13 protein-coding genes and 1 tRNA gene are annotated in these 10641 nt (G+C 40.7%); 12 read left to right on the top strand and 2 right to left on the bottom strand.

The window, feature by feature from the left end:
• Nucleotides 1-58 precede the first annotated feature (58 nt).
• The 8 genes from H5232_RS20715 (at nucleotide 59) to alr (ending at nucleotide 7555) form a co-directional block, all read left to right on the top strand.
• Entirely contained in the window at nucleotides 59-472 is a 414-nt protein-coding gene (locus H5232_RS20715; protein ID WP_145236995.1) for a prepilin-type N-terminal cleavage/methylation domain-containing protein, read from the top strand.
• Nucleotides 472-996: a PilW family protein gene (locus H5232_RS20720; protein WP_182831433.1), complete on the top strand. Its 525-nt coding sequence runs from the start codon at nucleotides 472-474 to the stop codon at nucleotides 994-996. The genes H5232_RS20715 and H5232_RS20720 overlap by 1 nt, the downstream gene beginning before the upstream one ends.
• Nucleotides 996-2828, top strand: coding sequence for a hypothetical protein (locus tag H5232_RS20725; protein ID WP_182831434.1), 1833 nt, complete (start codon nucleotides 996-998; stop codon nucleotides 2826-2828). The genes H5232_RS20720 and H5232_RS20725 overlap by 1 nt, the downstream gene beginning before the upstream one ends.
• Nucleotides 2829-3019: 191 nt before the next feature.
• Entirely contained in the window at nucleotides 3020-3571 is a 552-nt protein-coding gene (locus tag H5232_RS20730) for an RNA polymerase sigma factor (protein WP_182831435.1), read from the top strand.
• A complete protein-coding gene (locus H5232_RS20735) occupies nucleotides 3558-4040 on the top strand; it encodes a hypothetical protein (RefSeq protein ID WP_182831436.1) in 483 nt (160 codons plus the stop codon). The genes H5232_RS20730 and H5232_RS20735 overlap by 14 nt, the downstream gene beginning before the upstream one ends.
• Nucleotides 4041-4051: 11 nt before the next feature.
• Complete coding sequence (locus H5232_RS20740) at nucleotides 4052-4996, top strand: DUF4097 family beta strand repeat-containing protein (protein WP_182718071.1); 945 nt, start codon at nucleotides 4052-4054, stop codon at nucleotides 4994-4996.
• A 100-nt stretch (nucleotides 4997-5096) separates the two neighbouring features.
• Nucleotides 5097-6476, top strand: a complete 1380-nt coding sequence (gene dnaB / locus H5232_RS20745) for a replicative DNA helicase (RefSeq protein WP_145237015.1) — start codon at nucleotides 5097-5099, stop codon at nucleotides 6474-6476.
• Complete coding sequence (gene alr / locus H5232_RS20750; RefSeq protein ID WP_182718072.1) at nucleotides 6476-7555, top strand: alanine racemase; 1080 nt, start codon at nucleotides 6476-6478, stop codon at nucleotides 7553-7555. Before dnaB ends, alr begins: the two co-directional genes overlap by 1 nt.
• A 9-nt stretch (nucleotides 7556-7564) precedes the next feature.
• On the opposite strand, the gene H5232_RS20755 is transcribed toward alr, so the two are convergent.
• Nucleotides 7565-7804 carry a DUF2960 domain-containing protein gene (locus H5232_RS20755; protein WP_145237021.1) on the bottom strand — a complete coding sequence of 80 codons (240 nt, stop codon included), beginning with the start codon at nucleotides 7802-7804 and terminating at the stop codon, nucleotides 7565-7567.
• 131 nt (nucleotides 7805-7935) lie between these two features.
• Between H5232_RS20755 and H5232_RS20760 the strand changes: the two genes are divergently transcribed.
• Genes H5232_RS20760 through H5232_RS20770 form a run of 3 tightly spaced genes read left to right on the top strand, consistent with a single transcriptional unit; the run spans nucleotide 7936 to nucleotide 9651 of the window.
• On the top strand, nucleotides 7936-8187 hold the full coding sequence (locus H5232_RS20760) for a hypothetical protein (RefSeq protein WP_145237024.1): 252 nt from the start codon (nucleotides 7936-7938) through the stop codon (nucleotides 8185-8187).
• Nucleotides 8188-8212: 25 nt separating this feature from the next.
• Nucleotides 8213-8836, top strand: coding sequence for a nicotinamide riboside transporter PnuC (gene pnuC / locus H5232_RS20765; RefSeq protein ID WP_149980641.1), 624 nt, complete (start codon nucleotides 8213-8215; stop codon nucleotides 8834-8836).
• Nucleotides 8837-8844: 8 nt separating this feature from the next.
• Nucleotides 8845-9651 (top strand): phosphotransferase, encoded by an 807-nt coding sequence (locus H5232_RS20770; RefSeq protein ID WP_182718073.1) that lies wholly within the window; start codon nucleotides 8845-8847, stop codon nucleotides 9649-9651.
• Here H5232_RS20770 and H5232_RS20775 read toward each other — a convergent pair.
• The gene (locus H5232_RS20775) at nucleotides 9648-9830 is read right to left on the bottom strand and encodes a helix-turn-helix domain-containing protein (RefSeq protein WP_145237033.1); all 183 of its coding nucleotides are present in this window, start codon (nucleotides 9828-9830) and stop codon (nucleotides 9648-9650) included. The two genes, H5232_RS20770 and H5232_RS20775, sit on opposite strands and share 4 nt — an antisense overlap.
• Nucleotides 9831-10085: 255 nt before the next feature.
• Between H5232_RS20775 and H5232_RS20780 the strand changes: the two genes are divergently transcribed.
• Nucleotides 10086-10160: transfer RNA gene (locus H5232_RS20780), tRNA-Arg, on the top strand.
• The last annotated feature ends 481 nt before the right edge of the window (nucleotides 10161-10641 follow it).

A 10641-nucleotide genomic window follows, 5' to 3' on the forward strand; every position in this document is an offset into this window, starting at 1 on the left:
TGTGCATTTTAAAAAGTGGCCAAAATTGGTTAGCTGAAAAATCAGTGGCGTGTGCATAATGATTAAACAAAGTGGCTTTTCATTATTAGAAGTGATGCTGTCAGTTGTTATCGCCGGTATTGCTTTATTAGGGTTGGCAGCAGCTCAGCTCAAATCGCTACAATATGCCACTAACAGTTTTAATTACACTGTATCGCTGGTGCAAGGGCAAAATACTTTAGAGCGTATTTGGCCTCGCTTGTGTGAGTTACAAACGACGAATCCAGCTTTATTCACGGATGCTAACTTTCGTGCCTCTTTAGACCCGCAAATCGATGATTATCAGCTGAGCTTACCTGCGGCGTATGCGCATGATATGCAAATCACAGTTTCATGGGCTGATGAGCGGATCAAGCAACAAGACCCTGCTCAATTAGAAAATCAAATTACCTTAAATGCTAGTTACCCTGAGCTACCAGTTGGGTGTATTTGATGATGGCAATTTATCGTCCGCGAGGTTATACCCTTGTAGAACTGATGGTGGCTCTAGCCGCTGGTTCATTCCTACTAGCTGGAGTTAGCCTTTCATACTCAGCTATTAAAGGCACTATTTCAGTTAGTAAAGAGCTTGAAAATGCGCAAGAAGTAATACGTTACACAAGTAAGGTTTTTACGCGTAGCATTAAACAAACACCAAGCGCACCTTTGGTTGCAGCAGATGGCTCGGCAATTACTGTTACTCAGCCAGCTGGGGTTATCACCTGTAATGGCAGTGTATCAACAGCTGATATAAATGAAGTTTATAGCCTAGTAGGCAATAATTTAATGTGTACATTAGGAGCAGCTCCAGCAGAGCGGTTATTGACGGGAGTCGCCCAGTTGAGTTTTGCAATTGATAATAACATTGTCACTATTCATGTTGGCCCAGAGAATTTACCTGCGCAATTTGAAGACACTATTGCCATTGATATTGCGGTCTCTAATGTTATTTTAAACAATGCTTTTGGTGGTGTGTAATGGCTAAAAAACAAAGTGGTTTTACGCTTGTAACAGTACTTATCCTCACCAGTATGGCGAGTATTGTGGTACTTAATTCATTGCGTGAAAATATTATTCAAGAGCGTATGAGTGGCAATTTTCAAAAGAAAATAAATAGCCGTTTACTCGCTGAAAAAGGTATTTTCGAAGAAGCTAAGTTATTACAGCAAGCTTTTTCAGATGATAAAACCTTAGATATCGATGGCTTGATCGCAGCGACAGGCACAGCATCAGGCCGTGGTTTGATTGGCGAAGATGCAACTTATAATGCCAGTATTAGTAAAAATGCTGCTGGAGAGCTGGAAATCATCAGCTTGGGTGAGCGTTATGGTGGTGATGCACAAAGTAATTTAGTCGCACGGTTTGGATTTACGTCAGGTAAAGGAGGCTCTGTTTTTAAGAACGCAATTGTGGGCTGTGAAGGGGTGTCACTCAGTGCCAGTGGTCGAATTGATAGCTATGACTCAAGTAAAGGGGATTACGATCCTGACAAGGCTGAGGCTGGCGCTGTCATAGGCACGGTTTATAAAGATAAGGATGTTACATTATCAGGTGCTTCAACTATTTGGGGAAGTGTTCATGCGACTGGCAGTATTACTTTTTCCGGCTCATCTCCAATCACAGGCACATTGCGTGCAAATAACCATATTACAATCGATTCGAACTTTACAGTATCGACTGATCCTGTTTTACCCGATGGTTTTCCACTTGATACAGCTGTAGGCGGAGATGTTTTATCGGCGGGAGGGGTTACCTGGAGGCAAGGAAAAATATTAGGCGTAGTTCGAGCAAATAAAGATCTTAACTTCCCTAATAACAGTGCGAGTACTGTGCTAGAAAATAGAAATAATGACGGCTTAGACGTTTTATATGGCGGCAAATTAAACGCAAAAGATTTAGCACCACACCTTGAACAAGGTGGTATTCCTTATTCAGATCCACGTTATAATGTATCACCAAATGTTGAGTTGGTACCTTTTCAAGATCCTGATAATTTTACAGCAGGGCAAACACAGTGCGATTCAATAAATATAACAACGGTTGTTGATGGTCTGGTTGATCCTAGCGCCGAAAATATTATTGTGAAACACGGTAGTTCAACACTAGTCTCTGATAAGCCAGAAACACGTGTTATCTACGAGTTAACGCCTGAGATAGCTCAGTCTAAGATTGAAAATCAAGGTGATTATGTATGGGAAAAGTGGTTAGGCGCACGTCCTGCGACACTTAATTATACGTTAAACACAATTGAGAACGTTGTTGATGTAAAAGTATTAAAAGCAGGTAACTTCTCATTAAATAATGGCATTTTAAAAGTCGCGGGTGGTGATGTAACCTTGATAGTAAATGGTCACTTTATGATGGAAGGCGCTTCAGAGATCCATATAGCACAAGGCAGCAGCTTAAGCCTTTATGTCAACGGTAAAGTAAAATTGAAAGCGTCTCCAGGGTCGATCACAATGAAGCATGGGTTAACCAAAACTGGTAAACCGGTATTCAGTATTTATTCCAGCAATGAACAAGCCAATGGTATTGATATTGATGCTGATGCTAATTTGTATGCAGCCATCTATGCGCCAAAGACTGATGTTAAAGTCGTCGCTAATGGTGGTTTCAGTGGCTCAATTCGGGGCAAAACGGTTTCAGCGTCTGGCAAAGGTGGTATTCACCATGATTCAAATCTAGCAAATATAAGTAGTGGTGGGGGCAGCGTGTCTGACGGCAAATTAGTTTTCCTTGGCTGGTCATATAAAGTACCGGAAAAAACCACTGAAGGGCCCGAAGAAGATCCCCCAGAAGCAACGTTATAAAACCACTTGATAAAACGGCTGGCTGATAAGTTAGCCGTTTTTTGTTAAAAATAATTTCATGTCATTTAAACCTTTTCACTTACATCTCACGTCTAACTATTCAAGAAACTTAAAATTCTGAAAGATCGTATTTCCTGAGTGCTTAGGTATACTCATTTCATAATAATAATCATAAAGGGACAACATCAACGATGTTGATAGATGCAAAACATGCTTTTACACAGCTAAGCGAAGATGCACTTATTAACCGTGTAAAAATCGGTGATCAAAATGCTTATGCTGCACTTTATGAATTACATGTAAAGCGGGTTTATGGATTGTGCTTACGGTTACTCGCAGATCGCGAACATGCCGAAGATGCAACTCAAGAAGTATTTGTGCAGCTGTGGCATAAAATCGCTAGCTTTGAAGGACAGTCACAGTTTTCAACTTGGCTGCACAGTGTCACCAGTAATATTGCGATTAGCTATTTACGTAAACATAAGAATTGGTTGCAAAAAGTAGTGAGCTTCGAGCAAAGCGGTATGGATGAACAAAGCGCAACAGATTGCCAAGGTCTAAATGGACTCGACAAGTTAGTATTACGACTACCTGAGCGAGCTCGTATGGTATTTGTGCTGCACGCCATTGAAGGTTATCGCCATGAAGAGATTGCCACTATGTTAGGAATGGCAGTGGGTTCTAGTAAGTCGCAATTTCATCGCGCCCGTCAGTTATTAAAAGAGTGGTATGAAAATGAGTAAGCCTAATTTTGAAACATTTTTAGCTGAGTCAATCAATAACACTCAGTCAGAGATCTCACCACAAAAAGATTTATGGCCAGGTATCGAAAAAGCATTAACGCATGCTCCTCAGGCGCAAGGTAAAGCTGCGCTGTGGCCTAAATTAGCGGGTGTGGCAGCATGCTCAGTGGCGGCTTTATTAACCGTGCAGTTGCTGTTTTCCGGCTCTGAGCCTGCGACAAGTGTGGTGATGAGTGACTATTTTACCCAGCAAAAACAAACCTTGTTGGTGCAATATCAAAATCAGCCTGCATTGACAGATAACTGGCAACAGCAATTAACAGAATTAGAGGACGCTGAGCGGGCAATAAAGCAAGCACTCGACAATGAGCCTGAGAATCCAGCGTTATTAAAAATGCTCGCACAGGTTTATCAGCAGCAATTAGATCTAATCAATAAGGTGCATGCACCGAAGTGGCAACAAATTTAGGAGTATCAACCATGAAAACATTACTATTAGCACTAACTTTATTGCCGTTTTTCGCCTCTGCTGGTGAGAAAATCAATGAACAAATTGAGGTGCCCGCTAATAAGCGTATTTTTATAGATAACCAACGCGGTGATGTACGTATTGAGGGCTGGGATAAATCACAATTACAGATCACCGGTGAGCTTGATGATAAAGCACAAGGATATCGTTTAGAAGTGGCAGGGGACCGTATCGAATTTATCGTTAAAATGCCGCGTAACAATAATAACGGTTGGAATAGTGGCGATGGTTCTCAGTTAGTTATTTATATGCCAAATAGCAGCGAACTTGAATTTACCGGTGTTAACGCCACTATCAGTGCTAAAAATTTGATCGCCGGGGCTGATATTGATGTCGTTAATGGTGATATTAACTTACAAAACATCAGTGGCAATATTACTGTGGATACCGTTAATGGTGATGTCAGTGCGATAGGCTTAAAAGGTGATATACGCTATGAAACCGTAAACGGCGAAATTAATGACAAAGACTCACAAGGCACGCTGCGCTTTACTGCTGTCAATGGTGATATTAAATCCAAAACAGCAGCTCAAGAAGTTCGCTTAGAGAATGTTAATGGCGATATCGACTTTGCTTTTCAGGCATTAAAAAGCTTACGTATTAGCACGGTAAATGGTGAGAGTGAAATACATATTAATGAGTTACTAAAAGGTGCGCAAATTACTTATGAATCTGTTAGTGGCGATGCCGATTTTTACTTCCCGACGGATGTTTCTGCGCGGTTTGAAATTGAAGCGCATGCCAATGGTAAAATTATTAATGAGTTGAGTGACGATAAAGTTAAAAAAGCGAAATATGGGCCATCAAGTGAATTGGAGTTTGCGGTTAATGGTGGTGATGCTGATATTGAAATAGACACTATCAGTGGGCGCATAGAATTACGTAAGCAAAAGTAATCTCCCGTAGCAAAGTAGGAAAAGAAATCCTGCTTTGCTCTTTGCACAACGTAGCCAAGTAGATAGAATAGAGGCCATTCATTGTTAGTATTGCGAAGTTATGGCTAAACCAGATAAACAAGTCGACACTCTTAAAGTTCCTCCTCATTCCATTGAAGCAGAGCAATCTGTTTTAGGTGGCTTAATGCTTGATAATCAAGCCTTTGACCGTGTTGCCGAGTTGGTAGTTTCGCAAGATTTCTATACACGTACCCATAAGCTTATTTTTGAAGCCATGGTCGAGCTTGCTGAAATAGGCGATCCAATCGATTTGATCACCATATCTGAGAGCTTAGAGAAAAAGAATTTACTCAGTGGTATCGGTGGTTTTGCTTATTTAGCTGAAATTGCTAAAAATACGCCAAGTGCGGCGAACATCGACGCCTATGCGAATATCGTACGCGAACGTGCTGTGGTACGTGAAATGATTGGCGTTGCCAATGAAATAGCCGAAGCAGGTTTCAATCCGGAAGGGCGCACCAGCCACGATTTACTCGACTTTGCAGAGAGTAAAGTGTTTAAAATTGCTGAGCAGCGGACAAAAAGTAACGATGGTCCGCAAAGTATTCACAGCATCTTAGAAAAAACAGTCGATAAAATCGAAGAGTTGTATCAGTCGCCACAAGATGGTGTGACGGGGGTAAGTACCGGTTATGCCGATCTAGATAAAATGACCACTGGTTTGCAGCCATCAGATTTAATCATTGTGGCCGCCCGTCCGTCGATGGGTAAAACCACATTTGCGATGAACTTAGCTGAACATGCCGCAATGACACAAGATAAGCCTGTGCTTATTTACTCATTAGAAATGCCCTCGGAGCAGATTATGATGAGGATGTTGGCATCCCTTGGTCGAATTAATCAGACCAAAGTGCGCACCGGTCAATTGGATGATGACGATTGGGCGCGTCTTTCATCAACCATGGGGCTACTGATGGAAAAAGGAAAGATGTATGTTGATGATGCATCAGGTCTAACTCCAACAGATGTTCGCTCACGTGCGCGTCGTATTGCTCGTGATCACGGTGGGATAAGTATGATCATGGTCGATTACTTGCAGCTAATGCGCGTTCCCAGCCTCTCTGATAACCGTACTTTAGAAATTGCTGAAATCTCACGGTCACTTAAATCATTAGCAAAAGAACTCCAATGCCCAGTCGTAGCACTGTCGCAGCTAAACCGTACTCTAGAGCAGCGTGCCGATAAACGCCCAATTAACTCCGACTTACGTGAATCAGGCTCTATCGAGCAGGATGCCGATTTAATCATGTTTATCTACCGCGACGAAGTATATAACGAAGACAGTACTGAGAAAGGGATTGCTGAAATTATCATAGGTAAACAACGTAATGGTCCAATTGGTAAAGTACGTTTAACTTTCCAAGGTCAGTTCTCGCGTTTTGATAATTACGCCGGACCTGCTGTAGATGATGATTACTAATGCGTTTAGCTATTGCCGAAATTAACTTACAAGCACTTGCTCATAATTTAGCGCAAGTGCGACAGTTTGCGCCTAATAGTAAAGTTATGGCGGTATTAAAAGCCAATGCTTATGGTCATGGTTTAGTAAAAATAGCGCAGCACCTTAATGATGCCGACGCATTTGCAGTGGCACGAATAGATGAAGCGCTCGCACTGCGGGCGGGTGGGCTGACCAAGCCTATTGTGTTGCTGGAAGGTTTTTTCCATCAAGATGATTTGCCGATTTTATTAGCCAATAACTTTCAAACCATTATCCATGATGAAAACCAGCTCAGAGCACTTGAAAATGCAAAGCTCGATGAACCAATTAGTTGCTGGTTAAAAATCAATACCGGTATGCATCGTTTAGGGATTGCACCAACGCAGTTGAGTGATTTTTATCAGCGCTTGCAAGCGACGAATAACGCTAAAGATACAATCAATTTAATGACGCATTTTTCCAGTGCCGATGATGTTAATGATCCCAAAACAGCTGAGCAAATTGCTTTGTTTGATTCATTAGTGCAAGGCAAACAACAAGCACATTGTTTAGCAAATTCGGCTGGTATTATAGCTTGGCCTGCAGGTCATGGCGACTGGGTGCGTCCAGGCTTGATGATGTATGGTGTATCACCAATGCTTAACACTTCTGGCAAAGACCATCAGCTGAAGCCGGTGATGCGCTTAACCACTAAGGTCATTGCAATTCGCGATGTTGATGCCGCGCAAGGTGTTGGTTATGGTGGCTGTTGGCAAAGTGCTCAGCCGACTAAGCTTGCAGTGGTTGCCATGGGCTATGGTGATGGTTATCCGCGCCATGCTAGACATGGCACACCTGTAGTGATTGCTGGCAAACGTTATGGTATTGCTGGCAACATCTCTATGGATATGATCAGTGTTGATATTGGTGAAAATGCTGATGACATCAAAGTAGGCGATGAGGTGGTGATGTGGGGCCCAGAATTACCCGTTGAAGAAATCGCCCAATGTGCCACCACAATCCCTTACGAGTTAGTCTGTAATATTACCCCACGGGTAAGCTATGAATATTTAGAGTAATGCTAAGCGTTACTCTTTGATAAAATACACATCGCTAAAACCCATGCGAGCAAACTCTTCATCACGAAAATTACGCACTGCCGCAGAGCCTTTTGAAGTCATAGCAATTTGCTGTTCCATCTTTAAATAATTTGTTAAATCAATCCCTTCAGCCGCAGCAATAGCCTGATACATATCGCGATATTTATCTTTTGCAAAATTAATTTCGCGAGGCTGATTTTTAAATTTGTACGTAATGCGTCGTGCCATGAGTCACTCATAAAATAATTTAATTGCGTTAATTTTACACCTTCTTCGACATCCGCTCTACCTTTGAATGACTTGTAGCTTAGCTCAAGTTACAATAACGGCCATATTTTTAAATAAACCAAGGAATTGTCATGAAATTATCTGTAGAGATCAGTAAGTACCCACTTCATCAAGATTATATCCCATTTATTAAGGGGTTTATTGATCGCTTAAATGAATATGACGATTTAAAAGTAATAACAAATACCTTGTCGACGCAAATTTTTGGTGATTACGATTTAGTAATGTCTGTGCTTAGTACTGAGATAAAGCGTTCATACGAAGAGTTTGGCAAAGCTATTTTTGTTTGTAAATTCCTCAATGGTGATCTCTCTCCCCAATAGCAGCTAAAGCCTTAGTGGATCAATTATGGAATTTATTACAGAAACTCTCGCAGGGTTTACTGCAATGTCGCACTGGGAATATATCGCAGTGGCGCTCTCTATGGCATATTTGCTATTAGCAATAAAAGAAAACCTGTGGTGTTGGCCTGCAGCATTTTTTAGCACCCTTATTTATACCATAATGTATTGGAATGGTGCTTTATTAATGGAATCGCTATTGCATTTTTACTATATGTATATGGCGGTTTATGGATGGGTAATATGGCGAAAAGGCGACGCTAATAAACATCAATTAGTGATCACCTCATGGCGCTTGCATCAACACTTATTCATCATTATTGCGACTTCGATTGTGGCATTAATATTTGGTTATGTGATGAACAATCATACCCATGCAGACTTTGCTTATTTAGATAGTTTTACAACCTGTTTTGCTGTTGTTACAACGTATTTAGTCGCAAAAAAAGTACTGGAAAATTGGCTGTATTGGATTGTTATTGATGCGGCTTCGATGTACTTGTATTACGAGAAAGGCTACTACCCAACATTAGCGCTGTTTATTTTTTACACCATAATGGCAGCATGGGGGTTTAAAACCTGGTATGAAGAGTACGAGCAAAATCAAGCTAAGCCTTTGGCGCAATTATAAGAAGCAGTATGACAGGTAAAGAAATTAGCGGCATTTTTGCCGCTTTTGATCCACAACTAAAGGTATTGAGCAATGAGCGGCTATTTAGCGGTTTAAGTAACGATAACTTTTTAGTGCGTACTGCACAGCAGGCTTTTTTATTAAAGTGCTATCGCGAGCATTGGCCAGTGCAGGGCTTGGCAGCACAAACTGTATTTGCGCAGCAGCAGGTATGCCCTAAACCACTGTGGACTGATGAAGTTAACAAGCTGGCGATTTTTGAATACCTAGAGGGGGATATTGCACAAGGGGATTACACTTTAGAGTTGCTGCAAAAGTTGATTGCTTTTCATTGCCATGATGTTGTTACTGAGGCGATGGATATAAAGTATGAGCTGGATTTTTATAAAAAAACTCGCTTATATCAGCAATATCAAGCAAGCGTTGAGGATGCATTAAAGCAAATCGCGTTATTACCCCGTGATGAAGGTTTTTGCCATAATGATTTAGTAAAAGAAAACATTATTGTGAATAGCCAAGGCATGTTTTTAATTGATTTTGAGTACGCTAAAAGTAATGACGTATACTTCGATTTAGCAGCACTGACTGTTAGTTTTGCGTTGAATGATAAGCAAAAAAATAGCTTACTTTCAAACTACCAACAGCAATTGCCTGCTATTCAAAAATTTCACAATTCACTGCAAAAGCTTGAATGCTATCAGTTGGTGTTTTTAGTGTTGTGTATTTGTTGGTATAGCGCACGCTCAGTCGATAATAAAGTGACTGAGTTGCGTACGCAGTTGGATTGTTTGATTAGCTCAATGGAGTATCGTTAAAGACCACCAAAACGCGCCGCAAGTTCTTTGTATTTTGCAACTTCATCTGCATCAAATAGTGGTTCGCCGTTTTCATCAACAGATTTCGATATTAATAAACTTTCCCGGGCAAGACGCTTTACACGTTCAACTTTAACCCCTAAAAACTCCGCTACTTGCTCGGTTGACATTAAACTCATAGATACTTCCTCATGTTAAACCTTTTACAAGCGCCTTAAAAGTCGTTAAACGGGCATTTATATGTTGCAAAATGGTTAGTGATTTTTATTAAGTATAATTTAATAGCTGTTTTTTGCTTGCTTGTGAAGTAATTTATTATAATTTGCTGAATTAATAAGCATCTAAGCGATAGAAGCTAGCATTTAATTGCATATGCCTTTATTATTGCTCGGCCTAAGCACTGATATCGCGAGTTGGTGTGGTGGCACAAATGTGCTCTCGTGGTGAAATGGATATCACGTGGCCCTCCGGAGGCTGAGTTGTAGGTTCGATCCCTACCGAGAGCGCCATTTGCAATAATGCCCAGCCTTTCATCAAAGGCAATCAATAATAACTCTCTATCTTACTCCACAGTGTTTGCCCTCAATCACACTCTTTTAGTACTCATGATGTAAATAAACCCCTACCAATATTTAGAATTAATTAAATTGCACAAGTGGTAAAACTGACAACTGGACTATACTCATAATTCATTATCTTAGGGAATTGTATTATGCACTACAGCTCGCCTCCAATAAAAATGGTGGGATTACCGTTTCATGTCATTTTGTATACTAAGTAAGTCTAGCACAGTTGTTATTAGGCAATGCCTGTGAGTGTTGTGTTAAATGAGCTCTTTAGCAAAGAGTACTCTGGAGATTGAATGATACCAATCTGCCAAATTATGTGATCTAATTAGCACACTGATACTTATCTACTTTTACTAAATTGAACTTAGAAAAATCCAAGCAACTTTTAGCTTTATCACGTAAAGAGCCTAATGCGAGAAAG

The organism is Pseudoalteromonas sp. SG41-5 (genome assembly GCF_014164495.1).
Taxonomy (GTDB): domain Bacteria; phylum Pseudomonadota; class Gammaproteobacteria; order Enterobacterales; family Alteromonadaceae; genus Pseudoalteromonas; species Pseudoalteromonas rhizosphaerae.

Bases quoted from the DNA above. Each gene is read 5' to 3' on its own strand.
- H5232_RS20770 (WP_182718073.1), top strand. From the start codon at position 8,845: ATGACAGGTAAAGAAATTAGCGGCATTTTTGCCGCTTTTGATCCACAA.
- H5232_RS20720 (WP_182831433.1), top strand. From the start codon at position 472: ATGATGGCAATTTATCGTCCGCGAGGTTATACCCTTGTAGAACTGATG.
- pnuC (WP_149980641.1), top strand. From the start codon at position 8,213: ATGGAATTTATTACAGAAACTCTCGCAGGGTTTACTGCAATGTCGCAC.
- alr (WP_182718072.1), top strand. From the start codon at position 6,476: ATGCGTTTAGCTATTGCCGAAATTAACTTACAAGCACTTGCTCATAAT.
- H5232_RS20715 (WP_145236995.1), top strand. From the start codon at position 59: ATGATTAAACAAAGTGGCTTTTCATTATTAGAAGTGATGCTGTCAGTT.
- H5232_RS20755 (WP_145237021.1), bottom strand. From the start codon at position 7,804: ATGGCACGACGCATTACGTACAAATTTAAAAATCAGCCTCGCGAAATT.
- H5232_RS20760 (WP_145237024.1), top strand. From the start codon at position 7,936: ATGAAATTATCTGTAGAGATCAGTAAGTACCCACTTCATCAAGATTAT.
- H5232_RS20775 (WP_145237033.1), bottom strand. From the start codon at position 9,830: ATGAGTTTAATGTCAACCGAGCAAGTAGCGGAGTTTTTAGGGGTTAAA.
- dnaB (WP_145237015.1), top strand. From the start codon at position 5,097: ATGGCTAAACCAGATAAACAAGTCGACACTCTTAAAGTTCCTCCTCAT.
- H5232_RS20730 (WP_182831435.1), top strand. From the start codon at position 3,020: ATGTTGATAGATGCAAAACATGCTTTTACACAGCTAAGCGAAGATGCA.
- H5232_RS20735 (WP_182831436.1), top strand. From the start codon at position 3,558: ATGAAAATGAGTAAGCCTAATTTTGAAACATTTTTAGCTGAGTCAATC.
- H5232_RS20725 (WP_182831434.1), top strand. From the start codon at position 996: ATGGCTAAAAAACAAAGTGGTTTTACGCTTGTAACAGTACTTATCCTC.
- H5232_RS20740 (WP_182718071.1), top strand. From the start codon at position 4,052: ATGAAAACATTACTATTAGCACTAACTTTATTGCCGTTTTTCGCCTCT.